This window comes from Streptomyces cinereoruber (genome assembly GCF_009299385.1).
GTDB lineage: Bacteria > Actinomycetota > Actinomycetes > Streptomycetales > Streptomycetaceae > Streptomyces > Streptomyces bikiniensis.
The window spans coordinates 1,550,865-1,575,892 of the sequence record NZ_CP023693.1 but is presented as its reverse complement, the minus strand read 5'-3'; the positions used below and the strand labels follow the sequence as shown (position 1 = coordinate 1,575,892).

Annotated in this window: 23 protein-coding genes; 17 read left to right on the top strand and 6 right to left on the bottom strand. The window is 73.1% G+C overall.

Annotated features, from left to right (window positions below):
- The first annotated feature begins 79 nt into the window (after positions 1-79).
- Genes argC through CP977_RS06870 form a run of 5 tightly spaced genes read left to right on the top strand, consistent with a single transcriptional unit; the run spans position 80 to position 4,964 of the window.
- A complete protein-coding gene (argC, locus tag CP977_RS06890; RefSeq protein ID WP_062758617.1) occupies positions 80-1,108 on the top strand; it encodes an N-acetyl-gamma-glutamyl-phosphate reductase in 1,029 nt (342 codons plus the stop codon).
- Positions 1,105-2,271 carry a bifunctional glutamate N-acetyltransferase/amino-acid acetyltransferase ArgJ gene (gene argJ / locus CP977_RS06885; protein ID WP_062758613.1) on the top strand — a complete coding sequence of 389 codons (1,167 nt, stop codon included), beginning with the start codon at positions 1,105-1,107 and terminating at the stop codon, positions 2,269-2,271. Before argC ends, argJ begins: the two co-directional genes overlap by 4 nt.
- Positions 2,268-3,179 carry an acetylglutamate kinase gene (gene argB / locus CP977_RS06880; RefSeq protein ID WP_062758610.1) on the top strand — a complete coding sequence of 304 codons (912 nt, stop codon included), beginning with the start codon at positions 2,268-2,270 and terminating at the stop codon, positions 3,177-3,179. The genes argJ and argB overlap by 4 nt, the downstream gene beginning before the upstream one ends.
- Positions 3,179-4,426: an acetylornithine transaminase gene (locus CP977_RS06875; RefSeq protein WP_152369776.1), complete on the top strand. Its 1,248-nt coding sequence runs from the start codon at positions 3,179-3,181 to the stop codon at positions 4,424-4,426. Before argB ends, CP977_RS06875 begins: the two co-directional genes overlap by 1 nt.
- A 7-nt stretch (positions 4,427-4,433) precedes the next feature.
- Positions 4,434-4,964 carry an arginine repressor gene (locus CP977_RS06870; protein ID WP_030214728.1) on the top strand — a complete coding sequence of 177 codons (531 nt, stop codon included), beginning with the start codon at positions 4,434-4,436 and terminating at the stop codon, positions 4,962-4,964.
- A 57-nt stretch (positions 4,965-5,021) separates the two neighbouring features.
- Here the strand turns inward: CP977_RS06870 and CP977_RS06865 are convergent, their stop codons facing one another.
- Together CP977_RS06865 and CP977_RS06860 are read right to left on the bottom strand one after the other, a co-directional pair.
- Positions 5,022-5,627 (bottom strand): pyridoxamine 5'-phosphate oxidase family protein, encoded by a 606-nt coding sequence (locus CP977_RS06865; protein ID WP_062759320.1) that lies wholly within the window; start codon positions 5,625-5,627, stop codon positions 5,022-5,024.
- Between the two features lie 68 nt (positions 5,628-5,695).
- Positions 5,696-6,991: a hypothetical protein gene (locus CP977_RS06860; RefSeq protein WP_152369775.1), complete on the bottom strand. Its 1,296-nt coding sequence runs from the start codon at positions 6,989-6,991 to the stop codon at positions 5,696-5,698.
- A 185-nt stretch (positions 6,992-7,176) separates the two neighbouring features.
- On the opposite strand from CP977_RS06860, the gene argH reads away from it, so the two are divergent.
- The gene (gene argH, locus CP977_RS06855; RefSeq protein ID WP_062758604.1) at positions 7,177-8,604 is read left to right on the top strand and encodes an argininosuccinate lyase; all 1,428 of its coding nucleotides are present in this window, start codon (positions 7,177-7,179) and stop codon (positions 8,602-8,604) included.
- Between the two features lie 12 nt (positions 8,605-8,616).
- Here the strand turns inward: argH and CP977_RS06850 are convergent, their stop codons facing one another.
- Complete coding sequence (locus CP977_RS06850) at positions 8,617-9,126, bottom strand: HAD domain-containing protein (RefSeq protein WP_152369774.1); 510 nt, start codon at positions 9,124-9,126, stop codon at positions 8,617-8,619.
- A gap of 85 nt (positions 9,127-9,211) precedes the next feature.
- On the opposite strand from CP977_RS06850, the gene CP977_RS06845 reads away from it, so the two are divergent.
- Both CP977_RS06845 and CP977_RS06840 read left to right on the top strand, forming a co-directional pair.
- Complete coding sequence (locus CP977_RS06845; RefSeq protein WP_062758600.1) at positions 9,212-9,763, top strand: TetR/AcrR family transcriptional regulator; 552 nt, start codon at positions 9,212-9,214, stop codon at positions 9,761-9,763.
- The gene (locus CP977_RS06840) at positions 9,760-11,304 is read left to right on the top strand and encodes an MFS transporter (RefSeq protein ID WP_062758597.1); all 1,545 of its coding nucleotides are present in this window, start codon (positions 9,760-9,762) and stop codon (positions 11,302-11,304) included. Before CP977_RS06845 ends, CP977_RS06840 begins: the two co-directional genes overlap by 4 nt.
- 110 nt (positions 11,305-11,414) lie before the next feature.
- Here the strand turns inward: CP977_RS06840 and CP977_RS06835 are convergent, their stop codons facing one another.
- Entirely contained in the window at positions 11,415-12,086 is a 672-nt protein-coding gene (locus tag CP977_RS06835) for a lysophospholipid acyltransferase family protein (protein WP_062758594.1), read from the bottom strand.
- Positions 12,087-12,337: 251 nt separating this feature from the next.
- Here CP977_RS06835 and CP977_RS06830 point away from each other — a divergent pair, with 251 nt between their 5' ends.
- The 3 genes from CP977_RS06830 to CP977_RS06820 all read left to right on the top strand — a co-directional run bounded on the left by CP977_RS06830 (position 12,338) and on the right by CP977_RS06820 (position 14,795).
- On the top strand, positions 12,338-13,534 hold the full coding sequence (locus CP977_RS06830) for a glycerophosphodiester phosphodiesterase (RefSeq protein ID WP_109187009.1): 1,197 nt from the start codon (positions 12,338-12,340) through the stop codon (positions 13,532-13,534).
- Positions 13,535-13,694: 160 nt separating this feature from the next.
- A complete protein-coding gene (locus tag CP977_RS06825) occupies positions 13,695-14,270 on the top strand; it encodes a sigma-70 family RNA polymerase sigma factor (RefSeq protein ID WP_062758587.1) in 576 nt (191 codons plus the stop codon).
- Positions 14,271-14,306: 36 nt separating this feature from the next.
- Positions 14,307-14,795 carry a GNAT family N-acetyltransferase gene (locus CP977_RS06820; protein WP_062758584.1) on the top strand — a complete coding sequence of 163 codons (489 nt, stop codon included), beginning with the start codon at positions 14,307-14,309 and terminating at the stop codon, positions 14,793-14,795.
- Positions 14,796-14,878: 83 nt separating this feature from the next.
- Here the strand turns inward: CP977_RS06820 and CP977_RS06815 are convergent, their stop codons facing one another.
- A complete protein-coding gene (locus tag CP977_RS06815; RefSeq protein WP_062758579.1) occupies positions 14,879-15,289 on the bottom strand; it encodes a hypothetical protein in 411 nt (136 codons plus the stop codon).
- A gap of 2 nt (positions 15,290-15,291) precedes the next feature.
- Positions 15,292-15,654 carry a hypothetical protein gene (locus tag CP977_RS06810; protein ID WP_062758576.1) on the bottom strand — a complete coding sequence of 121 codons (363 nt, stop codon included), beginning with the start codon at positions 15,652-15,654 and terminating at the stop codon, positions 15,292-15,294.
- A gap of 590 nt (positions 15,655-16,244) precedes the next feature.
- Here CP977_RS06810 and CP977_RS06805 point away from each other — a divergent pair.
- The 6 genes from CP977_RS06805 to cobT all read left to right on the top strand — a co-directional run bounded on the left by CP977_RS06805 (position 16,245) and on the right by cobT (position 24,751).
- Positions 16,245-17,327 carry a methionine ABC transporter ATP-binding protein gene (locus CP977_RS06805; RefSeq protein ID WP_062758573.1) on the top strand — a complete coding sequence of 361 codons (1,083 nt, stop codon included), beginning with the start codon at positions 16,245-16,247 and terminating at the stop codon, positions 17,325-17,327.
- Complete coding sequence (locus CP977_RS06800) at positions 17,324-17,992, top strand: methionine ABC transporter permease (protein ID WP_062758569.1); 669 nt, start codon at positions 17,324-17,326, stop codon at positions 17,990-17,992. Before CP977_RS06805 ends, CP977_RS06800 begins: the two co-directional genes overlap by 4 nt.
- A gap of 94 nt (positions 17,993-18,086) precedes the next feature.
- Complete coding sequence (locus CP977_RS06795) at positions 18,087-18,944, top strand: MetQ/NlpA family ABC transporter substrate-binding protein (RefSeq protein WP_062758566.1); 858 nt, start codon at positions 18,087-18,089, stop codon at positions 18,942-18,944.
- Positions 18,945-19,125: 181 nt separating this feature from the next.
- Entirely contained in the window at positions 19,126-19,761 is a 636-nt protein-coding gene (locus CP977_RS06790) for a GNAT family N-acetyltransferase (RefSeq protein WP_062759312.1), read from the top strand.
- Between the two features lie 73 nt (positions 19,762-19,834).
- Complete coding sequence (gene cbiE, locus CP977_RS06785; protein WP_062758562.1) at positions 19,835-21,079, top strand: precorrin-6y C5,15-methyltransferase (decarboxylating) subunit CbiE; 1,245 nt, start codon at positions 19,835-19,837, stop codon at positions 21,077-21,079.
- 303 nt (positions 21,080-21,382) lie between these two features.
- Positions 21,383-24,751, top strand: coding sequence for a nicotinate-nucleotide--dimethylbenzimidazole phosphoribosyltransferase (cobT, locus tag CP977_RS06780; RefSeq protein ID WP_152369773.1), 3,369 nt, complete (start codon positions 21,383-21,385; stop codon positions 24,749-24,751).
- Positions 24,752-25,028: the final 277 nt, after the last annotated feature.

The following is a 25,028-nucleotide window of genomic DNA, read 5'->3' as shown; positions in this document are numbered from 1 at the left end:
GCGACGTCGAGGCCCCCATCACTCGTTGCATAAAAGTGCGGCCTTGCGTATAGTCATGCCATCCATGAGGAGGGTTTCGATGACGGTACGAGTAGCAGTGGCGGGTGCGAGCGGATACGCGGGCGGAGAGCTCCTGCGTCTGCTCCTGGCGCACCCCCATGTCGAGATCGGGGCCCTGACCGGCCACTCCAACGCCGGTCAGCGACTCGGGGCCCTCCAGCCCCACCTGTTCCCGCTCGCCGACCGCGTCCTCGTGCCCACCGACGCCGAGGAACTCGCCGGGCACGACGTCGTCTTCCTCGCGCTGCCGCACGGCCAGTCCGCCGCCGTCGCCGAGCGGCTCGGCCCGGACGTCCTCGTCGTCGACATGGGCGCCGACTTCCGGCTGAAGGACCCGGCCGACTGGGAGACGTACTACGGCTCCCCGCACGCCGGGACCTGGCCCTACGGCCTCCCCGAACTGCCGGGCGCCCGCGCCGCACTGGAGGGGTCCAAGCGCGTCGCGGTGCCCGGCTGCTACCCCACCGCCGTCTCGCTCGCGCTCTTCCCCGCGTACGCGCACGGCCTCGCCGAGCCCGAGGCCGTGATCGTCGCCGCCTCCGGCACCTCCGGCGCCGGCAAGGCCGCCAAGCCGCACCTGCTCGGCAGCGAGGTCATGGGCAGCATGTCCCCGTACGGAGTCGGCGGCGGCCACCGCCACACCCCCGAGATGATCCAGAACCTCAGCGGACCGGCGGGGGAGCGGGTCACCGTCTCCTTCACGCCCACCCTGGCCCCGATGCCCCGCGGCATCCTCGCCACCTGCACGGCCGCCGCGAAGCCGGGAACCACCGCCGAGGCCGTACGGACCGCGTACGAGAAGGCCTTCGCGGACGAGCCGTTCGTCCACCTGCTCCCCGAGGGGCAGTGGCCGGCGACCGCGTCCGTCTACGGCTCCAACGCCGTCCAGATCCAGGTCGCGTACGACCCCGGCGCGCAGCGGATCATCGCGATCAGCGCCATCGACAACCTCACCAAGGGCACCGCCGGCGGCGCGGTGCAGAGCATGAACATCGCCCTCGGGCTCCCCGAGGCGACCGGACTTTCCACGATTGGAGTCGCTCCGTGAGCGTCACCGCAGCGAAGGGATTCACGGCGGCGGGCATCGCCGCCGGGATCAAGCAGAACGGCAACCCGGACCTGGCCCTCGTGGTCAACACCGGGCCCCGCCGCGCCGCCGCGGGAGTCTTCACCTCCAACCGCGTCAAGGCCGCCCCCGTCGTCTGGTCCCAGCAGGTCCTCACCGACGGCGAACTGACCGCCGTCGTCCTCAACTCCGGCGGCGCCAACGCCTGCACCGGCCCCCAGGGCTTCCAGGACACCCACGCCACCGCCGAGAAGGTCGCCGAAGTCCTCTCCGCGCAGGGCGAGGAGGTCGGCGCCGGTGAGGTCGCCGTCGCCTCCACCGGCCTCATCGGCGTCCTGCTCCCCATGGACAAGCTCCTCCCCGGCGTCGAGAAGGCCGCGGCCGAACTCTCCGAGCACGGCGGCGAGAAGGCCGCCATCGCCATCAAGACGACCGACACCGTCCACAAGACCGCCGTGGTCACCGAGGACGGCTGGACGGTCGGCGGCATGGCCAAGGGCGCCGGCATGCTCGCCCCCGGCCTCGCCACCATGCTCGTCGTCCTCACCACCGACGCCGACGTGGACGCCGAGGGCCTCGACGCCGCCCTCCGGAGCGCCACCCGCACCACCTTCGACCGGGTCGACTCCGACGGCTGCATGTCCACCAACGACACCGTCCTGCTCCTCGCCTCCGGCGCCTCCGGCCTCACCCCCGCCCGGGACGAGTTCGCCGAGGCCGTACGGACGGTCTGCGACGACCTCGCCCGCCAGCTCATCGGCGACGCCGAGGGCGCCAGCAAGGACATCCGCATCGAGGTGGTCAACGCCGCGACCGAGGACGACGCCGTCGAGGTGGGCCGCACCATCGCCCGCAACAACCTCCTCAAGTGCGCCATCCACGGCGAGGACCCCAACTGGGGCCGGGTGCTCTCCGCCATCGGCACCACCTCGGCCGCCTTCGAGCCCGACCGGCTCAACGTCGCCATCAACGGCGTCTGGGTCTGCAAGAACGGCTCCGTCGGCGAGGACCGCGACCTCGTGGACATGCGCTACCGGGAGGTCACCGTCACCGCCGACCTCGCCGCCGGCTCCGAGTCCGCCGTCATCTGGGCCAACGACCTCACCGCGGACTACGTCCACGAGAACAGCGCGTACTCGTCGTGACCGGCGCCACGCGGAAGCACACCGCGCTCCCCAAGGCCCAGATCCTCATCGAGGCCCTGCCCTGGCTCACCCGCCACCACGGCAGGACCGTCGTCATCAAGTTCGGCGGCAACGCCATGGTCGACGAGGACCTCAAGGCCGCCTTCGCCCAGGACGTCGTCTTCCTGCGGCACGCCGGCCTCAGGCCGGTCGTGGTGCACGGCGGCGGCCCCCAGATCAACGCCGCCCTCGACCGGCACGGCCTGGTCAGCGAGTTCAAGGCCGGCCTCCGGGTCACCACCCCCGAGGCGATGGACGTCGTACGGATGGTGCTCGCCGGACAGGTCCAGCGCGAACTCGTCGGACTGCTCAACCAGCACGGCCCGTTCGCCGTCGGCATGACCGGCGAGGACGCCCGCACCATCACCGCCACGCAGCACCGGCCGCTCATCGAGGGCGAGCAGGTCGACATCGGCCGGGTCGGCGAGATCACCGCCATCGAGACCGGCGCCATCGAAGCACTCCTGGAGGACGGCCGGATCCCGGTCATCTCCTCCATCGCACGCTCCCAGGACGACGGACATGTCTACAACGTCAATGCTGATACGGCGGCTGCGGCACTCGCTGCGGCGCTGGGTGCCGAGACCCTGATGGTCCTGACCGACGTCGAGGGTCTCTACGAGGACTGGCCGAACAGCGACGAGGTCATCAGCAGGCTCACCGCGAGCCAGCTGGAGAAGCTGCTGCCCGAGCTCTCCAGCGGCATGGTCCCCAAGATGGAGGGCTGCCTGCACGCCGTACGGAACGGGGTCACCACGGCCCGGGTGATCGACGGCCGGGTCCCGCACTCGATCCTGCTGGAGATCTTCACCGACGAGGGCATCGGCACGATGGTCGTACCGGACGGCCACCACGGACAGGGGGACTGATGAGCGCCGACGACAGCAACGGCAGCAACGACAGCACGGGCACCGGCACTGACACTGGCAACGCCGAGCTGACCCGCCGGTGGCAGGGCTCGCTCATGAACAACTACGGCACGCCCCGGCTGCCCCTCGTCCGCGGCGAGGGCGCCAAGGTCTGGGACGCCGACGGCAAGGAGTACCTGGACTTCGTCGGCGGCATCGCCGTCAACGCCCTCGGCCACGCCCACCCGGCCGTCGTCGAGGCCGTCTCCCGCCAGATCGGCACCCTCGGCCACGTCTCCAACCTGTTCGTCGCCGAACCGCCCGTCGCCCTCGCCGAACGGCTCCTCGGCCTCTTCGGCCGGCCCGGCAAGGTCTTCTTCTGCAACTCCGGCGCCGAGGCCGTCGAGGGCGCCTTCAAGCTCGGCCGGCTCACCGGCCGCCCCCACACGGTCGCCACCCACGGCGGCTTCCACGGCCGGACCATGGGCTCCCTCGCCCTCACCGGCCAGCCCGCCAAGCAGACCCCCTTCCTGCCGCTGCCCGGCGACGTCACCCACGTGCCGTACGGCGACGCCGAGGCGCTGCGGGCCGCGGTCACCGAGGACACCGCCCTGGTGATCATCGAGCCGATCCAGGGCGAGAACGGCGTCGTCGTCCCGCCCCCCGGCTACCTCAAGGCGGCCCGGGAGATCACCCGCGCCACCGGCACCCTGCTCGTCCTCGACGAGGTCCAGACCGGCATCGGCCGCTGCGGCCACTGGTTCGCGGCCCAGGCGGAGGGCGTCGAGGCGGACGTCGTGACCCTCGCCAAGGGCCTCGGCGGCGGCCTCCCGATCGGCGCGACCGTCGCCTTCGGCCCGGCCGCCGACCTCTTCGGCCCCGGCCACCACGGCACCACCTTCGGCGGCAACCCGGTCGCCTGCGCCGCCGGACTCGCCGTCCTGGACACCCTCGCCGCGGACGCGGCCCTCGACCACGTGAAGGCGGTCGGGGAGCGGCTGCGGCAGGGAATCGAGGCCCTGGGCCACCCGCTGGTCTCCCACGTCCGTGGTGCGGGCCTCCTGCTGGGTATCGTGCTCACGGAGTCCCTCGCGCCCCAGGTGCAGCAGGCGGCTCAGGACGCCGGCCTCCTGGTGAACGCGCCCGCGCCCGACGTCGTACGGATCATGCCTTCGCTGCTCCTCACCGACGCCGAGGCGGACGCCTTCGTCCGGGCCCTGCCCGGGGTCCTCGACGTGGTGAACGGGCAAGGACGAAGCGGAGATTGAGACGACGATGACCGACGCGCAGGAGAACGAGCACGGAGGGCCGTCCGTTCCGCAGACCCGCACCGCACGCCACCGCAGGATCGTGGACATCCTCAACCGGCAGCCGGTGCGCTCGCAGAGCCAGTTGGCCAAGCTCCTCGCGGACGACGGGCTGAGCGTCACGCAGGCGACGCTCTCCCGCGACCTCGACGAGCTGGGCGCGGTGAAGATCCGCAACACCGGCGGCGAGCTGATCTACGCGGTGCCCAGCGAGGGCGGCTTCCGCACCCCGCAGGCCCCGCTCGGCGAGTCCGCCAAGGAGGAGCGCATGCGGCGCCTCTCCGGCGAACTGCTGATCTCCGCCGAGGCCTCCGCGAACCTGGTGGTCCTGCGGACCCCGCCGGGCGCCGCCCAGTTCCTCGCGTCGGCCATCGACCAGGCCGAACTGCACGCCATCCTCGGCACGATCGCGGGCGACGACACCCTCCTGCTGATCAGCCGCGACCCGGTGGGCGGCCAGGCCCTGGCGGACCACCTCCTGAAGCTGGCCCAGAAGTAGGCCTCCGCCCGGGGGGCGGGCCCGTACGGCCGGATGACCCGTACGGGCCCGTACGGGTCATCCGGCCGTACGGGGCATCGGCGGCAGCGGCAGCGGCAGCGCGGGCAGCCCGTCCAGGCTGCTCGCGATGTGCTCCTTGCCCTCGCAGTACGCGTTGAACTCCTCGTCCGACTTCCGGTTGAAGTACTCGGCGTGCAGCGTCCGGTCCTCCCGGTACTCCATCAGCGGGACGGCGAACCCGCAGGAGTCGCTGATCCGCCGCGCCCGCACCAGGACGATCGCCCGGGCGCTGCCCTGCCCCTCCACGGCCTCGGCCGGGAAGCGCGCGAACAGCTCGCTCCAGCGCGGGTCGTCACGGAGCACCACCTCCCCGGAGCCGTGCACCCGGACCACCGTCGGCGGCCCCGAGAACGAGGTCCACATCAGGGTGATCCGCCCGTTGCCCGGCTCCCGCAGGTGCGCGAGCGTCTCGGCGCTGCTGCCGCCGAAGTCCACGTAGGCCAGGGTCATTTCGTCGAGCACCACGAGGGTGCCGTACCGGCCCTTGGGGGAGAGGTTGACGTGACCGTCGCCCGACAGGGGAGCGGTCGCGGTGAAGAAGACCGGCTGCTCCTCGATGAAGGCGCGCAGCCGTCCTTCGATGCGTTCGTATGTCTTTCCCATGGTCTGCATTCTCCTCAACGCTCCTGGTGGGGGCGACGGGTTGGCGACTCCCTTGCGGAAGAAGGCGCTCATGCCCCCGTCGCCCGGCGCGCCAGGGCGCGCAGCTTCGGGTCCGGGTCGTCGGCGAGCACCCGGGCCGCCTCCCGGAACGCGGCGCCACCGGTCTCGGCGAGCAGCCGCAGCGCGCCCTTCCGCACGTGCGGGGCGGGGCCGGCGGTCGCGCGCCGCAGGAGCGCGTCGGCCGGAATCCGGTCGGCCCACGGCAGCAGCGCCGTCACGGCCTCCCGCACGACCCGCGCCGAACCGTCGTCCAGCAGGGGTACGAGGGGATCGACCCGTACGGCGTCGAGCCGGCGCAGTCCCGCCACGGCGCTCGCCCGCACGCGGGGCCGCTCGTGCCCGGTGAGCGTCCACAGGGCCGGGACGTCCACGGCCCGGTCGCCGCACTCGGCGAGTCCGAGCGGCGCGTCGTCGGGCATCCCCGCCGCGGTACCGGCACCGGCACCGGCCCCGGCCGCGCAGACCGCCCGGTAGAGCGGCAGCGGCTCCGTGCCCGCCTGCCGCAGCACCCAGCGGGCGCAGGCGCGCACCAGTGCGGAGCGGTCGTACAGGAACGGCTCGGCCCCGGCGGCCCGCCCCGCCCGGCGCAGCCCCGTGACCCCGGCGGCCCGCACCCGGCCCTGCCGGGAGCACAGGAGCGGGTCGAGGAGGGCCCCGTCGACCGCGTCCCGGACCGTCGCGAGCACGGCGTTCGCGCAGAGGTCCTGGACGACCGCGTCGGGGTCCGTCGCGGCGATCTCCGCGAGCCGGGCGGGGGAGAGGAGTCCGCGCTCGACGCCGATCCGGTGGGCCAGCCGCCGGATCCCGCGGTCGCCGTGTCCGAGCAGCGCGGCGACCCGGCTTTCGGGCCCCTCCCGCAGGGCCCCGGTCAGCAGCGTCCGCGCGGCGTCCCCGCGCAGGCGCCCCGCGATCAGCAGGGCGACCGCCAGGAGGTCGCCGAACGCCCTGTGCGGCAGTCCCGGCAGCTCCGCGCGCAGCACGGACCGCGCCCGCTCCCGTACGGGCCCGGCCCAGTCGGCGCACCGGACGACGACCAGGGGCAGGAGTCCGGGTGAGCCGCCCGCGAAGGAGAGGGCGGCCTCCCGCGTCCGCCCGTCGGGACCGCACAGGGCGACGGCCGTCTCGGCGGCGGTGGGCCGCCGGCCCGGGGTGCCGGGGAACCAGGTGTGGACGGGCGGGACGGAGCGGCTCCACCGCAGCGCCTCCCGGACGTCCTCGTCGAAGTCGGTCCACGCGCTCGCGCCGGCCCCCTCCGGTATCCGGGCGAAGCGGTCTGCGAGGGCGTCGAAAGCGCTGGTCGGCATGGGCGGAGCCTAGGTCCGTGAGGCCGGGGGCGCCGCCGAATATCGGGCCGGAGGCACACCCGCCGCCGCGCATTGACAAAACATACGGAGGATTGCATAGTTATGCCATCGTCTTCTCCTGTCCCCCCGAGAGGTCCGGGGCCGGGAAGGCGACGGTCCACCCACCCTCCCGAGGAGCAGCAGCTGTGAGCAGCAACAACGGTGACGTACGGCTCTGGGGCGGACGGTTCGCCGACGGTCCCGCCGAGGCCCTGGCGAAGCTGTCCGCGTCGGTCCACTTCGACTGGCGTCTCGCCCCGTACGACATCGCCGGCTCCCGCGCCCACGCGCGCGTGCTGCACACCGCGGGCCTCCTCACCCAGGACGAGCTGACCCGCATGCTGGCCGGGCTCGACCGGCTGGAGGCGGACGTCGCCGACGGCTCCTTCGTCGGCACGATCGCCGACGAGGACGTCCACACCGCCCTGGAGCGGGGCCTCCTGGAGCGCCTCGGCCCGGACCTCGGCGGCAAGCTGCGCGCCGGCCGGTCCCGGAACGACCAGGTCGCCACCCTCTTCCGGATGTACCTGCGCGACCACGCCCGGATCATCGGCGGCCTCCTCGCCGACCTCCAGGACGCCCTGGTCGGCCTCGCCGAGGCGCACGCCGACGTCGCCATGCCCGGCCGCACGCACCTCCAGCACGCCCAGCCGGTGCTCTTCGCCCACCACGTCCTGGCCCACGTCCAGTCCCTCTCCCGGGACGCCGAGCGGCTGCGCCAGTGGGACACCCGGACGGCGGTCTCCCCGTACGGCTCCGGCGCCCTCGCCGGCTCCTCCCTCGGCCTCGACCCGGAGGCGGTCGCGAAGGACCTCGGCTTCGAGCGGGGCAGCGCGGGCAACTCGATCGACGGCACGGCCTCCCGCGACTTCGTCGCCGAGTTCGCCTTCATCACCGCGATGATCGGGGTCAACCTCTCCCGGATCGCGGAGGAGGTCATCATCTGGAACACGAAGGAGTTCTCCTTCGTCACCCTCCACGACGCCTTCTCCACCGGCTCCTCGATCATGCCGCAGAAGAAGAACCCCGACATCGCGGAGCTCGCCCGGGGCAAGTCCGGCCGCCTCATCGGCAACCTCTCCGGCCTGATGGCCACCCTCAAGGCGCTCCCGCTCGCCTACAACCGGGACCTCCAGGAGGACAAGGAGCCGGTCTTCGACTCCTGCGACCAGCTGGAGCTCCTGCTGCCCGCCTTCACCGGCATGATGGCCACGCTCACCGTGAACCGGGAGCGCATGGAGGCCCTCGCCCCGGCCGGCTTCTCGCTGGCCACGGACATCGCGGAGTGGCTGGTCAAGCAGGGCGTGCCGTTCCGGGTGGCGCACGAGGTGGCCGGCGAGTGCGTGAAGGTCGCCGAGTCCGAGGACAAGGAGCTGGACGAGCTGACGGACGAGCAGTTCGCCAAGATCTCCGAGCACCTCACCCCCGAGGTCCGCACGGTCCTGAACGTCCCCGGCGCCCTCGCCTCCCGCAACGGCCGCGGCGGCACCGCCCCCTCCGCCGTCGCCACCCAGCTCGTCGAGGTCAAGGCGGACCTGGTGATCCAGCACGCCTGGGCCACCGCGAAGCAGTAGGACGCCAGGGGATCACAGCGCCGCCGCCCACTCCGCGAGCGCGTCGAAGTCCGGCCGGATCAGCCCGATCCGCTCGTCGACGCGCAGGAGCAGGGCGGCGGCGAGGTGGTTCCGCTCCACGTGCTCGCGGTCGTACGGCGTGATGTCGTCGTCGACCCACGCGAACGGCCGCCCCGCCGCGTACTCCAGGATGTACTGCGTCTTCCAGAAGGTCCCGAGAGGGGCCTTCCCGTGCATCTGGGGCCAGTCGATGTACGGCAGCACGGGCAGCCCCAGCGGAGGACCTATCCAGTCGTTGGCCTCGCCCTTCCAGGTCGTCGCCCACACCAGCTCGTACGTCTCCGCGAGCGCCAGCAGCTCGCCCCCGTGGTCCGGGTTGAGCCACACCCGCAGCGGCTTCGCCCCCGTCCAGCCCGTGGGGCTCATCCGATGGGTCTCGTATCCCTCCGGGCGCCGCTCGGGTTTCGCCGCGTACGGGTTCAGCGGTCCGTCCACGTCGATGAGCAGCAGTGGCTTCGTCATGTTCACAGCATTCCGTTCCCGCCCCTGATGAGGCATCGATTTATTGAATGAGACGCTGATGTCTCATTCGGTGTATGCTCGTCTCATGTCAGTCGATCGCACCCAGGTGCTCCGCGCCGCCGCCGCCCTGCTCACCCGCAAGGCGACCGCCACCATGGACGAGGTCGCCCGGGCCGCCGGGATCGGCCGGGCCACGCTGCACCGGCACTTCGCCGGGCGCGACGCCCTGGTGCGGGCGCTCGAAGAGCTCGGCCTCCAGGAGCTGGAGGCGGCCCTCGACACCGCCGCGATCGACGAAGGACCCGAGGACGACGCCGTACGCCGGCTCGTCGCCGCGGTCGAGCCCGTCGGCCCCCTGCTCTCGTTCCTCGTCACCGAGAACCAGCTCTTCGAGGGCGACCAGCAGAACGAGGGCTGGGCCCGCATCGACGCCCGGGTCTCCGCGCTCTTCCGGCGCGGACAGGAGAACGGCGTCTTCCGGATCGACCTGACCCCCGTCTGGCTCACCGAGGCCTTCTACGGGCTCGTCGGTTCCGGCGCCTGGGCCGTGCAGGACGGCCGGGTCGCCGCCAAGGACTTCCAGTACATGATCGTCGAGCTGCTGCTCGGCGGAGCGCGCAGGAGCGTGGAGAAGTGACCACCAGCACCTTCAAGAGCACGGGCCATACCGGGGGCGTGCGCCGCCCCGGCCGGTGGCTCGCCCTCTCCGTCCTCGTCCTGGCCGTCCTGCTCGTGGCGGTCGACGCCACCGTGCTCGGCCTCGCCACCCCCTTCCTCTCCGAGGACCTCGAACCCACCGGCACCCAGCTGCTCTGGATCGGCGACGTCTACTCCTTCGTCATCGCCGGACTCCTGGTCTCCATGGGCAGCCTCGGCGACCGCATCGGCCGCAAGAAGCTGCTCCTGATCGGCGCCACCGCCTTCGGCGCCGTCTCCGTGCTCAACGCCTACGCGAGCAGCCCCGAGACGATGATCGTCGCCCGCGCCCTCCTCGGCGTGGCCGGCGCGACCCTGATGCCGTCCACCCTGGCGCTCATCCGCAACCTCTTCCACGACCCGCGCGAGCGCAGCCTCGCCATCGGCATCTGGGGCGCCATGGCCTCCGCCGGCGCGGCCGTCGGACCGGTCGTCGGCGGCTTCCTCCTGGAGCACTTCTGGTGGGGCTCGGTCTTCCTCATCAACCTGCCCGTCATGGCCGTCCTCGTCCTCGTCGGCGTCAAGCTGATCCCCGAGTCGAAGAACCCGAACCCGGGCCCCTGGGACCTGCCCAGCGTCGCCCTCTCCCTCGTCGGCATGATCGGCGTCGTCTACGCGATCAAGGAACTGGCCTCGCACGGCCCCTCCCTGGACGCGGGTCTCGCCGCCCTCGCCGGCGCCGGCGCGCTCACCTGGTTCGTCCGCAGGCAGCTGACCCTGCCCGCGCCCCTCCTCGACATGCGCCTCTTCCGCCACCGCGGTTTCTCCGGCGCCGTCCTCGCGGACCTGCTGACCATCCTCGGCCTCTCCGGCCTGGTGTTCTTCCTGTCCCAGTTCTTCCAGCTGGTCCAGGGCCGCCAGCCCCTGGAGGCCGGGCTCGCCGAACTGCCCGCCGCGATCGGCGCGGTCACCGCGGGCCTGGTCGCGGGCGTCGCGGCCCGCCGCTTCTCCGTACGGTCCGTGGTGACCGCCGGCCTCGCGGCGGTCGGCCTCTCCCTCGCCGTCCTGACCACCCTCGACCAGCACACCGGCTACCCGCTGCTCGGCGCCGCCCTGCTCGTCGTCGGCGTCGGCGCGGGCTTCGCCTTCACCGTCACCGCCGACGTGATCCTCTCCAGCGTCCCCAAGGAGCAGGCCGGCTCCGCGTCCGCCGTCTCCGAGACCGCGTACGAACTGGGCGCCGCGCTCGGCATCGCCGTCCTCGGCTCCATCGTGACCGGGGTCTACCGGGGCTTCCCCGTCCCGGCCGGCGTCCCCGCGGACGTCGCGTCGGCCGCCCACGAGTCCCTCGGCGGCGCCGTCGAGGCCTCCGGAGCCCTCGCCCCGCAGACGGCGGCGGCCCTCGTCTCGGCCGGCCAGGAGGCCTTCGTCGACGGCCTGCGGATCGCGGCGGGCGTCGGCGCGGCGGTCCTCCTCGCGACGGCGGTCGCGGCCTGGTTCCTGCTCAAGGGCCAGAAGCTGGCCGACGGCATCGAACACTGACGCGCGGCCCCGCGGCCGGGAGCGCCCCTACGGGCCCGCCCCGCACACGAAAGCGCCCCCGTACGGCAAGAAACCGTACGGGGGCGCTTCCGTGCGCGTACGAGCGAGACCTACGCGGCCTTCGCCTTGGTGGCGTACATGTCCACGTACTCCTGCCCGGAGAGCCGCATCACCTCGGCCATCACCGAGTCCGTCACCGCCCGCAGGACGTAGCGGTCGCGGTCCATCCCCTCGTACCGCGAGAACTCCATCGCCTCGCCGAAGCGGACCGTCACCCGGCCCGGGCGCGGGAAGCCCGCCCCGCCCGGCTGGATCTTGTCGGTGCCGATCATCGCGAACGGCACCACCGGCGCGCCCGTCATCAGGGTCAGCCGCGCGATGCCCGTACGGCCCCGGTACAGCCGGCCGTCGGGGGAGCGGGTGCCCTCCGGGTAGATCGAGAAGACCTTGCCCTCCTCCAGGACCCGGCGGCCCGTCATCAGCGCCGCCACCCCGCCCCGGCCGCCGTCCCGGTCCACCGGGATCATGCCGACGCTGGTGAAGAACCAGGCCATCGCCCGGCCCTTGAGCCCCTTGCCCGTCACGTACTCGTCCTTGCCGATGAAGTAGACCGGACGGTCCAGGCAGATCGGCATGATCATCGAGTCGATGAAGGTCAGGTGGTTCCCCGCGAGGATCACGGGACCCGTCCCCGGGATGTTCTCGGCGCCCTCCACGCGGGGGCGGAACATCAGGCGCATGACCGGCCCGAGCACTGCCTTGATGATCGCGAGACGGGACAACGGTTCCTCCGGTGGGAAGCGGGTCGGGCGAAGGCGGCCGCACCGACGGTGCACCCGGCGACGATACTCGCGGGTCACCACCGCGCGCACATCGGGTTCACCTAGTCGATACGCAGTGTTGACGTGTGTTTCCGCCATGTTCCGCGCAGGTCTGCCGCCCGTAGGGGCTCCGTGCCTAGCGTCGGGGTCACCGCCGACAGGTGCGGGACATCACATCGACATCACACCACGGACCACCAGGAGGATCCCCCATGACCCAGGGCGAACGCCGGACCCCGGCGCGGCGGACGGTTCTCGGCGCGGCGGGCGCCACCGTCCTCGGCGCCTCCGCGGCCCTCACCGCCGGCACCGCGCAGGCCGCCGACCGGGCCCCGCAGGCCGCGCCGGCCGCCGGGGCGAGCGGCGCGCACGGCCGGGGCCGCGGCTACCGCTCCCTGCCCGTCCCCACCGTCATCGGCCACCGCGGCGCGAGCGGCTACCGGCCCGAACACACCCTGGGCGCCTACCGGCTGGCCCTCGACCTGGGCGCCCACGTGATCGAGCAGGACCTCGTCCCCACCCGGGACGGGCACCTGGTCTGCCGCCACGAGAACGACATCACCGGCACCACCGACGTCGCCGACCACCCCGAGTTCGCGTCCCGGAGGACCACCAAGACCGTCGACGGGACCAGGCTCACCGGCTGGTTCACCGAGGACTTCACGCTCGCCGAGCTCAAGACCCTGCGCGCCAAGGAGCGCATCCCCGGCAACCGCCAGGAGAACACCCTCTACGACGGACGCTGGACCGTCCCCACCTTCGAGGAGGTCCTGCGCTGGGCCGAGGAGGAGGGCCGCCGCCGGGGCCGCGAGGTCTGGCTGTACGTCGAGACCAAGCACCCCAGCCACTTCCGTTCCCTCGGCCTCGGCCTGGAGGAACGGCTCGCCAGGCTGCTGCGCCGGTACGGGCGCCACCGCGCGCACTCCCCGGTCATCCTCCAGTCCTTCGAGCCGAGCAGCATCCAGCGCCTGGCGAAGCTGGTCGACGCCCCCGGCGTGGTCCTGCTCTCCGGCGCGGGCACCCGCCCCTGGGACTTCACCGAGGCCGGCGACCCGCGCACGGTCGCGGACCTGATCACCCCCGAGGGCCTGCGCTGGATCTCCTCGTACGCCAAGGGCATCGGCCCCACGCTCGACCTGGTCATCCCCCGGGACGCGGGCGGCCGGCTCGGCACCCCGACCACCCTGGTGCGCGACGCGCACAAGGCCGGGCTCGTCCTCCACCCGTACACGCACCGCAACGAGAACGCCTTCCTGCCCGCCGAGTTCCGCCGGGGCACCGACCCGAACGCCTACGGCGACTCCTTCGGGGCCCTGAGGAAGTACCTGGAGACGGGCATCGACGGCATCTTCTCCGACAACCCGGACACCGCCCTGCTCGCCGCCGCGGACCTCACCGCCCACCGCTGACACCCCCGCGGGCCCGGCCACCCCGGGCCCGCACGCCGTGGACCCGCCCCCGGGCCCGTACGAGGCGAACCCGGCCCCCGGGCCCGCGCGGCGACCCCCTCCCGGGTGGTTTACGCCCCGTACCGCAACCACGGGCGCGCACCCCGGCATCGTGCGGGGCATGACCACCCCCGCCACCCCCGCACCCACCCCCGACACCGCCGACGTGCCGGCCGGTCTCCTCGCCGAACTCGCCCCGCTCCTCGCCGCCGAGTCGGACGCCGAGGCGCCGGCCGCCGGCGTCGACCCCGGCGACCTGGAACAGGCCGTCTGGCTCCGCCTCCTGGAACGCCTCCGGGAGACCGGCGCCCCCGAGCGGCCCGCCGAGTGGCTGCGCCGGGCGGTACGCGCCGAGGCCCGCCGCGCCCGCAGGACCGGCGACCGGGAACGCCCGTACCGGGACGAGCCCGTCCACGAACCGGCCGGCGCCGAACCCCACGGCTCCCCGGAGCACTCCCTCCTCGCCGCCGAGGGCCGCCGCACCCTGCGCGCCGCCGTCACCCGCACCCCCGGCCGCTGCCCCGGGGTCCTCGCCGCGATGCTCGACCCGAAGGACCCCACCTACCGCGAAATCGCAGGAGAGTTGGGTATCTCACAGGGGAGTCTGGGGCCGATGCGTTCCCGTTGCCTGGGATGCCTGCGCAGAATGCTGGCGGCAGAGGTTCCCGCCCCGGGTCGTCGGGGAAGGGTGTGTTGAACCGATGATCGACAGATGAGCGGGAGGCGTGCACACATGGGCCTGAGTGTGACCATCTCAGCGGCGGACGCGCGGGACGCGGAGCACGTCCTGAAGCTGCAGTACCTCTGCTACCAGAGCGAGGCGGAGCTCTACGGGGACTGGTCCATCGAACCGCTCACCCAGTCGCTCGACGCCCTGCGCGCCGAACTGGAGGAGGGGCACGGGCTCGTGGCCCGCCTCGGCGACGAGGTCGTCGCCTCCGTACGGGCCCGCGTCGACGAGGACGGCACCGTACGGATCGCCAAGCTCATCGTCCACCCCCGGATGCGGCGGCACGGCCTCGGCGGCCGGCTCCTCGACGCCATCGAGCGCCACTTCGCCGCCGTCCCCGAGGCGGCTTCGCCCGTCAAGCGCTTCCAGCTCTTCACCGGCCACCGCAGCGAGGTCAACCTGCGCCTCTACCGCAGCAAGGGGTACGCCCAGGTCGCCACCCGGGAACTCGGCCCCGAGCTCACCCTGGTGACCCTGGAGAAGGCCGCGTAGGACCTGTCCGCCCGGAGCGGGACCCCAGGGCCTGTCCGGCGGATCATGGCCGGGGCCGCGACGCCTGATCCGCCGGACAGGCCCTAGGCGGCGGCCTTGGACCTCCGCAGCCACCAGATCCCGGTCAGCGGCAGCAGCACCGGGATGAAGACGTAGCCGTAGCCGAAGTCCGACCAGACCGTCGAGTCCGGGAAGGCGGACGGCTCGACCAGCGTCCAGGCCCCCACCACCAGCACACCCGTGAGCTCGGCGGCGCAGCACACCAGCGCCGCCCTGCGGGCCTTCTCCCCGCCCCGTACCAGCGTGTACGTGATGAAGACGTAGACGACGGCCGCCACCCCCGACAGGGAGTACGCGAGCGGCGCCCGGTCGAACTCGGTGGAGATCTGGTAGATCGAGCGGGAGACCGCGCCGACCGACATCACGCCGTACAGCCAGACGAGGAGCATGCCCGGCCCCCTGACCAGGCGGGTCGTTCCCTCGGTCGCGGTCATGGTCAGCCCACCGTCCAGATGTCGTGGAGACGTACTTCGAGCACGGCCAGGACGACCGCGCCGGCCGCCACCGTCGCCGAACCCCACCGGCTGCGCTCCGCGAGCGACATGAACCCGGCGATCGGCACCGCGCACAGCGCCCCGAGCAGATAGGCGACGAAGATCGTCGTGCCCTCCTCGGCCTTCTCGCCGCGCGCCAGCTGCACGATGCCGACGATCAGCTGGACCAGGACCAGGAAGGTCACCACGGCCATGCCGATGAAGTGCCAGTCCTTGGTCGGCTGGTCGCGGAAGGCGGCGAAGCCGCACCAGGCGGCGAGGGCGAGCGCGGCCACGGAGACCGCGACCGTCAGGGCGTCGAGCATGCGCCCGAGGGTATTACGGCCCGAACGCCCCGCCGCGCCCGGCCCTCCCCACCCGCGCTCCCATCACCCCCTGTCCTTCCTGTCCGCGCCTCGCCGCCTCGGCCCCTGTCCCCGCGTGGCCTTGGCCACAGAAGGGGCTCCGGGCGGCTCCCGCCCGCAACCCCGTCCCCGCAGGCCGCACAAGGGAAAGAAGCGGAACGGGCCCCTCCGAAGTGTCCGCATGGCATCTCATCGACGTCCGCTATTCGGACAGTTCCCTTTCGTTCGCGACCGTGCGTGCTTTACTTGCAGCCATGACCACGACGAGCAGCCGCACCCTTGCGACCGAGGCGATCACGACGCCCGGTGCTCGTTGTACGTGTCGAATGTGCGCCATCTGAGGGCCCCCGCTGCGTCCCGCGCCCCGAAGCGAGACCGACGGCCGCACCGGCTCCCCACCGCCCCACGGCGGCGGACCGTGCCTGCCCCCGCGCACCCGCCGACGCCCGGCCACCCGCCGGACCGGCCCCCGTGCGCCTGACTGTCCGATGACGAATGCCCCGTGCGTGACGGACCCCGCGTCGCGCACTCGACAGTGACGGAAACCCCCTGTGATCACCACTTCGGGCCTGACCAAGGTCTACGAGTCGCGCGGCCGGCAGGTCACCGCTCTGGACGGCGTCGACCTCCACGTCCGCGAGGGCGAGGTGTTCGGCGTGATCGGCCAGAGCGGCGCCGGCAAGTCCTCCCTCATCCGCTGCGTCAACCTCCTGGAGCGCCCCACTTCCGGCACGGTGACCGTCGACGGCGTCGACCTCACCGCCCTCGCCGGCAAGGGCCGCCGCGCGGGCAAGGACCTGCGCCGGGCGCGCAGCAGCATCGGCATGGTCTTCCAGCACTTCAACCTGCTGTCCTCCCGCACGGTCAAGGACAACATCGAGCTCCCCCTGGAGATCCTCGGAACATCCGGCGCCGAGCGCTCCCGCCGCGCCCTGGAACTCCTCGACCTCGTCGGTCTCGCCGACAAGGCCAAGGCCTACCCCGCCCAGCTCTCCGGCGGCCAGAAGCAGCGCGTCGGCATCGCCCGCGCCCTCGCCGGCAAGCCCAAGGTCCTCCTCTCCGACGAGGCCACCAGCGCCCTCGACCCGGAGACCACCCGCTCCATCCTCCAGCTCCTGCGCGACCTCAACCAGCAGCTCGGCCTCACCGTCCTGCTCATCACGCACGAGATGGACGTCGTCAAGACCATCTGCGACTCCGCCGCCCTCATGCAGCACGGGCGCGTCGTCGAGTCCGGCACCGTCGGCGAACTGCTCGCCACCCCCGGCTCCCAGCTCGCGGCCGAGCTCTTCCCGGTCGGCGGCGCTCCCACCGGTCCCGACCGCACGGTCGTCGACGTCACCTTCCACGGCGAGGCCGCGACCCAGCCGGTCATCTCCCAGCTCTCCCGCACGTACAACATCGACATCTCGATCCTCGGGGCGGCGATGGACACCGTCGGCGGCAGGCAGATCGGCCGGATGCGGATCGAACTGCCCGGACGGTACGAGGAGAACGTCGTCCCGGTCGGCTTCCTGCGCGAGCAGGGCCTCCAGGTCGAGGTCGTGGAAGAAGCCGAGACCGCCGAGGAAACGGGCGTCCGGGAAGCGGCGTCCGCCACCGCGCCCGCACTGGTGAAGGAAGGTGCCAAGTGACCTGGTCCGAGATGCAGCCCCTGCTGGAGCAGGGCACCGTCGACACCCTCTACATGGTCCTGTGGGCCACGTTCGTCACCGTCCTCGGCGGCCTGCCGCTCGGCATCCTCCTCGTCCTCACGGACAAGGGCGGACTGCTGCAGAACCGGCCGGTGAACAAGGTCGTCGGCGCGATCGTGAACATCGGGCGCTCGCTGCCCTTCATCATCCTGCTGATCGCCCTGATCCCCTTCACCACCTTCGTCGTCGGCACCTTCATCGGCCCGACCGCGATGATCGTGCCGCTCGCCATCGGCGCCATCCCCTTCTTCGCGCGCCTCGTCGAGACCGCGATCCGCGAGGTCGACCACGGACTGGTCGAAGCCGTCCAGGCCATGGGCGGCGGCATCCCCACCATCGTCCGCAAGGTCCTGCTCCCGCAGGCCCTGCCCTCCCTGGTCTCGGCCGTCACCACCACCGTGATCGTGCTCATCGGCTACTCCGCGATGGCCGGCGCGGTCGGCGGCGAAGGCCTCGGCTCCAAGGCCGTCACCTACGGCTACCAGCGCTTCGACACCACCTTCATGCTCGTCACGGTGGTCGTCCTCGTCGTGATCGTGACCGTGGTCCAGCTCATCGGCGACGGAGTCGTCCGACTCCTCGCCCGCCGGGGCCGCACGGCCTGAGCCGTCCCGCCCCGCCCCCCGACTTCGTCCTTCGAAGAACAGTCCGGACTTGTTGTCCAGACGACTACCACTCCACCTGAAAGAGGCACTCTTCGTGCGCAAGAACATCAAGCTCACCGCCGGCGTCGCCGCCACCGCAGCCCTCGCCCTCGGCCTGAGCGCCTGCGGCACCTCCTCCGACCCGTCCTCCTCCAAGGACCAGGCCGGCTCCGCCGACAAGCCCCTCGTCGTCGCCGCGTCCCCGACGCCGCACGCCGACATCCTCAACTACGTCAAGGACAACCTGGCCGAGAAGGCCGGCCTGAAGCTGGAGGTGAAGGAGTTCACGGACTACGTCCTGCCGAACACCGCCACCCAGTCCGGCCAGGTCGACGCCAACTTCTTCCAGCACAAGCCGTACCTGGACGACTTCAACCAGAAGAACAAGACCACCGTCGTCCCCGTGGTCAACGTCCACCTGGAGCCCCTGGGCCTCTACTCCAAGAAGCTCAAGTCGCTGAAGGACATCAAGCCCGGCCAGACCGTAGCCGTCCCCAACGACACCACCAACGGCGGCCGCGCGCTCCAGCTCCTCGCCGAGAACGGCCTGATCGCGATCAAGGACGGCGTCGGCACCAACGCCAAGCTCTCCGACATCACCGACAAGAAGGGCCTGGAGTTCAAGGAGCTGGAGGCCGCCACCGTGCCCCGCGCCCTGAACGACGTCGACGCCGCCGTCATCAACGGCAACTACGCCCTGGAGGCGAAGCTGGAGCCGGCGAAGGACGCCATCGCCCTGGAGAAGGCCGAGGGCAACCCGTACGCCAACTTCCTCGCCGTCAAGGCGGGCAACGAGAAGGACGCCCGCGTGCAGAAGCTCGCCGAGCTCCTCAACTCGCCCGAGGTGAAGAAGTACATCGAGGACACCTACAAGGGCTCGGTCGTCCCGGCCTTCGGCGCCCCGCAGAAGTAGGCGCCGCCCGAGGGGCCGTCAGAACGGTTCCCCCGTACAGTCCTTGAACGGAAGGCCCCCGCACCCCGTCCGGTGCGCGGGGCCTTCCGCCGTACCCGACCCGGCCATGCGCACCGGCGGTGGCATGCTGCATGCTGTGCGTTCACGGTCGATTCGGACGGTCCACGGCATGGAGCTGCGCATGACTACCACCTTTCCGGACATCTCCATCAACACGGACCGGTTGGTGCTGCGCGCGCTGGAGGAGGCGGACGCCCCCGCGCTCGCCGAGATGATGAACGACGAACTCGTCGGCGCCTGGACCGCCGTGCCCCAGCCCTTCACCGAGGCCGCCGCCCACCACTGGATCACCGAGTACGCCCCCGCCGAACGCGCCGCCGGCCGGGGCATCGACCTCGCCGTCACCGAGTTCCTCACCCAGCGCCTGGTAGGCATCGTCCAGCTGAGCAACACGAACTGGCGCGTCCGCTCCACCGAACTCTCCTACATCGTCGCCCCCTGGGCCCGCGGCGAGGGCTACGCCTCCGAAGCCGCCCTCGCCACCGCCCGCTGGCTCTTCAACGACCGGAAGTTCGAACGCCTGGAACTGCGCACCGCCGCCGACAACACCGCCTCCCAGCAGGTCGCCCAGAAGATCGGCTGCATCAGCGAGGGCGTCCTGCGCAACGCCTGCATAGCCCGCACCCGCACCGAGGACGGCGGCTGGACCGAACTGCGCACCGACTTCATCCTCTGGGGCCTCCTCCCCGAGGACCTCGACGACGTCGCCGACCAGATGGCCGAAGCCGGATACTCCTCGTACACCGACTGGAACTGATTCCCGGGGGCCATCCCGGGGTACGCTCGGCACGCCCCCGACCTGCGACAACACCACAGGGAGACAGACGACGATGGCCGACCGCGTCACGGTGATCGGCTGGGACGGCTCGCCCCTTTCCCCGGCGGCCCTGTCCGCGCTCTCCGCCGCCACCCTGGTGGCCGGAGCCGGCCACCACCTGACCCGGCCCGAGGTCCCGCCCGCCGCCGAACGCATCCGCCTCGGCAGCGTCGACCTCGCCGCCCGCCGCATCGCCGGCCACCGCGGCACCGCCGTCGTCCTCGCCGACGGCGACCCCGGCTTCTTCGGCGTCGTCCGCACCCTGCGCGCCCCCGAGCACGGTCTGGAGGTCGAGGTCGTCCCGGCCGTCTCCTCCGTCGCCGCCGCCTTCGCCCGGGCCGGGATGCCCTGGGAGGACGCCCGGATCGTCGTCGCCCACCAGCGCACCCTGCGCCGCGCCGTCAACGTCTGCCGCGCCCACCCCAAGGTCGCCGTCCTCACCTCGCCGGGCGCCGGCCCCGCCGAGCTCGCCCTCCTCCTCGACGGGGTCCACCGCACCTTCGTCGTCTGCGAGGAGCTGGGCACCGACCGCGAACGGGTCTCCGTCCTCACCTCCGACAAGGCCGCCGACCACACCTGGCGCGACCCGAACGTCGTCCTCGTCATCGGCGGGGGCGGCGGCACCCCGGCCACTCCCTGGCTGGCGGGCCTGGACCCGTCCGTCCGCCCGGTCCGGGGCTGGGGCCTCCCCACCGAGGAGTACGACTCCGAGGGGCCTGCCACCGGAACCGATCAGGTCCGCCCGAAGGCGGGCGATGACCCCGCCCTCCGCGCCGCCCAGCTCGCCCGTCTCGGGCCCCGCACCGGCGACCTCGTCTGGGACATCGGCTGCGCGGGCGGCGCCTTCTCCGTCGAGGCCGCCCGCTTCGGCGCCGCCGTCATCGCCGTCGACCTCGACCCGGCCGCCTGCGCCCGCACCGAAGCCGCCGCCCGCCGCCACGGCGTCCCCCTCCAGACCGTCCGGGGCCGCGCCCCGCACGTCCTGGAGAGCCTCCCCGAACCCGACGTCGTACGGATCGCGACCGGCGGCGTCCCCGTCGTCACCGCCTGCGCCGACCGGCGTCCGGAACGCATCGTCGCCCACGCCTCCACCCGCGACGAGGCCGAGGCGATCGGAGCCGCCCTCACCGCCGCGGGCGGCTACGCCGTCGAGACCCTCCTCCTCCAGACCGTCGGACTCGACCCGGACACCTGGTCGGAACGCGATCGTTCGGCCGTCTTCCTGCTCTCCGGACGCAGGATCGAACGCGCCCCGTGATCCGCCCGCCCCACCGGGCGGGGTAGGCTGGCCGATTGTTGTACCGCGTCCGGACACTCGTCGCTTCGTGTGCCGATGTCCTGAATTGGTGGCCCCTGGTGGACGCCGGTGTGGTACGCGGCAAGGGGGGACCGCGCGACGTGGCGCAGTCCACAGCGCACCGTGGCGAATCTTCCTGCCACGGAGGCCGAGGGCCGGGACAATGTGCAGGTGCCCGCGTCCTTCGTGCCGCGCGGCGCGCACGCTCGTTCTTGTCGACGGGCGCAGGTCTGAAGGAGCACAAGCGATGGGCGAGGGGTACGCATGACGGACACCGGCCAGGTCCCGGGCGAGGGGCTGCCGGAGAACGCAGGCATGGTCGAGCAGCCGGGCATCCCCGCACCGGGCGCGTACACCTTCCTGGACCCCTCCGAGCACACCGCCGAGGACGACGACCTCCTTCTGATGCCGGGCGCCCAGGGCGCCTGGAGCGAGCACCCGCCGGGCGTCGCGCCCGCGCCGCCGGTCGCCGTGCCGCCCCCGCCGCCGGCCCCCGTGGTCCCGCACCAGGGCGTGCCGCAGGCCGTCCCGCACCAGGAGGTCCCGGTCCCGACGGGCGACCCGCTGACGGACCCCCTGCCGGATCCGCTCACGGACCCGCTCCCCGAGCAGCCCGTCGCCCTCGGCGACGCCCTCACAGCCCCGCAGGGCCAGACCCCGCCGCAGGGCGTACCGGTCGACCCGTACACCGGCACCCCGGCACACGGCGTCCCCGCCGCCGGCACTCCCGCACACGGCGTCCCCGTCGCCCCGCACGAGCCGGTCGTCACCGACCACGGCTACGAGCCGGGCATCCTCGACACCGGCGCGCACGAGTTCACCGGCCACGGCTCGGGCTCCGTGGACCTCGGCGCCGTGCCCCCGTCCCCGCAGGGCGTGGCGCAGACTCCGCCGCCCGCCCGCCGCCCGCTGCACATGGGCCCGCCCGTGCCCGAGGGCACCGGCGGAGTCGTGCGCTCGCTGGCCGACCGCGGCCCGGCCACCGCGCCCGCCCCGGCCCCGCAGCCCGCGCCGGAACCCCTCGTGGCCACCGGCCCCGCCCCGGTGCCGGTCCGCACCCCGGGCCCGCCGACCACGGGCCCCGAGTACTTCGACATCGCGCAGGAGCAGCAGCTCGCGCCGCAGGGCGCCGAGCCGTGGACCGCGCAGGAGCCGGTGGCGCAGCCCCCCGCAGAAACGGTCGTCCCGCAGCCGGACCACTCCGGCCGGTTCGTCCAGGTCGAGGGCGCCGTCCCGACGACCCCGCACCTGGCCCCGACGCCGACCGAGGAACAGCCTCCGGCACCCGTTCCCGTCCCCGAGGAGCAGCCCGAGGCGCCCGCCGCCGAGACGGAGCCGACGCCCGAGGCCGCCCCGGAGATCTGGGAGGAGCCGACCGGCCCGGAGGCGGTCGTCGTGCCCGCCCCGCGCGAGCCCGAGCCGGCGGCGCCGGAAGCGGTCGAGCCGGAGCCCGTCCTGACCGCGCCCGCCCCGGTGCCGGACGAGCCCGCGCAGGAGACCGCCCCCGAGACCCCGGCCACCGAGCCCGAGGCCCCGGTGGAGCAGGCCCCCGCGGAGCCGGTCGCGGAGGCCGCCCCCGAGCAGCCGCAGGAGCAGGAGACCCCGCAAGCCGCACCCCAGGAGCAGCCGGAGCCGCTCCAGGCCCAGGAGCCGACCCCGGCCCAGGAACAGGCACCCGCCCCGGAGCCGACACCTGCGCCGGACGCTCCGGAACCGACCCCCGCCTCGGAGGCAGCCCCCACCGAAGGGGAAGAGCCCGCCCCCACCCCGGAACCGCTCCCGGAGGAGACCCCGGAAGCACTCACGGAGCCCGCCCCGGAACCGCTCCCGGAGGGGACTTCGGAGGCGACCCCGGAAGCACTCCCCGAGCCGCCGGCCCCGGAGGGGACCCCGGAACCCTCCCCGGCAGCCCCGGCCTACGACGACGCCGAGCGCGAGGCGGTGCTCCGCGTCATGCGCGAGCGCCGCGACATCCGCAACGGCTTCCGCTCCGACCCGATCCCGCACGAGGTGCTGCTCCGCGTCCTGGAGGCCGCGCACACGGCCCCCAGCGTCGGCCACTCCCAGCCGTGGGACTTCGTCGTCATCCGCTCCGCCGAGACCCGGCAGACGATGCACGAGCTGGCCCAGCGGCAGCGCGAGGCGTACGCCAAGTCGCTCCCGAAGGCCCGCGCGAAGCAGTTCAAGGAACTGAAGATCGAGGCCATCCTCGACACCCCGGTCAACATCGTGGTGACCGCCGACCCCACCCGGGGCGGCCGCCACACGCTCGGCCGCTACACGCAGCCGCAGATGGCCCCGTACTCCTCCGCGCTCGCGGTCGAGAACCTCTGGCTCGCTGCCCGCGCCGAGGGCCTCGGCGTCGGCTGGGTCAGCTTCTTCGACGAGCGCGAGATGGTCCGCGCCCTCGGCCTCCCCGAGCACCTCGAAGTGGTCGCGTACCTCTGCGTGGGCTACGTGGACGAGTTCCCGGAGGAGCCCGAGCTGATGCAGGCGGGCTGGTCCAAGCGCCGCCCGCTGGCCTGGGTCGTCCACGAGGAGACGTACGGCCGCCGCGCCCTGCCCGGCGAGGAGCCGCACGACCTCCTCCAGGAGACCGTCGCGAACATCCGCCCGCTGGACGCCAAGGCGCTCGGCGAGGCCTGGGAGCGCCAGAAGCGCATGACCAAGCCCGCCGGGGCCCTGGGCATGCTGGAGATCATCTCCGCCCAGCTCGCCGGCCTCTCCCGGATGTGCCCGCCGCCGATCCCGGAGCCCGCGGCCGTCGCGATCTTCGCGGGCGACCACGGCGTCCACGCCCAGGGCGTCACGCCCTGGCCGCAGGAGGTCACCGGCCAGATGGTGGCCAACTTCCTCGGCGGGGGAGCGGTCTGCAACGCCTTCGCCCACCAGGTGGGCGCCGAGGTCTGCGTCATCGACGTCGGCGTGGCCGCCGACCTCCCGGCCACCCCGGGCCTGCTGCCCCGCAAGGTCCGCCCCGGCACCGCCGACTTCACCACGGGCGCCGCGATGACCCGCGAAGAGGTCCTGGCGGCGATCGAGGTGGGCGTCGAGACGGCCCGCGACCTCGTGGCGGCCGGCAACAAGGCCCTGCTCACGGGCGAGATGGGCATCGCCAACACCACGGCGTCCGCCGCCCTGATCTCGGTCTTCACCGACGTGGACCCGGCCGAGGTCACGGGCCGGGGCACCGGCATCAACGACGAGACCCACGCCCGCAAGGTGGACGTGGTCCGCCGCGCCCTCGCCCTGCACAACCCGGACCCGGAGGACCCGATCGGCGCCCTCGCGGCGGTCGGCGGCCTGGAGCACGCCGCCCTCGTGGGCCTGATCCTGGGCGCGGCCTCCCTCCGTACCCCGGTCATCCTCGACGGCGTCTCCACCGGAGCGGCGGCCCTCGTGGCCCGGGCGATCGCCCCCGAGTCGCTCGCGGCCTGCATCGCGGGCCACCGCAGCGCCGAGCCGGGTCACGTGGCGGCCCTGAACAAGCTGGGCCTGCGCCCCCTGGTCGACCTGGACCTCCGCCTCGGCGAGGGCACGGGCGCCCTGCTGGCCCTCCCGCTGGTGCAGAGCGCGGCCCGCGCGATGCACGAGGTGGCCACGTTCGACGCGGCGGGCGTCACCGAGAAGTAGTCACCACCGGCGCGGCCCCCACCCCCACACGGGAGTGGGGGCCGCGCAGGAACAGGGTTCGGGACGTCAAGCGTGATGTGTGGCGCGACCAGTGGGCTCAGCTCTCCAGTACAGCGGGCGCCGTAAATCATGCAGTCCCGAACCCTGTTCCTGAGCGGCCCCCACGTCACGCCCACGGCGGGGAGATCCGTCACAGGGTGACCCCCCGGGGCCCCCGATATCGTGGGACCCGAAACAGCGCCCCACCAGCCGCTCCACCGCCGCAGCGGCCCGCACC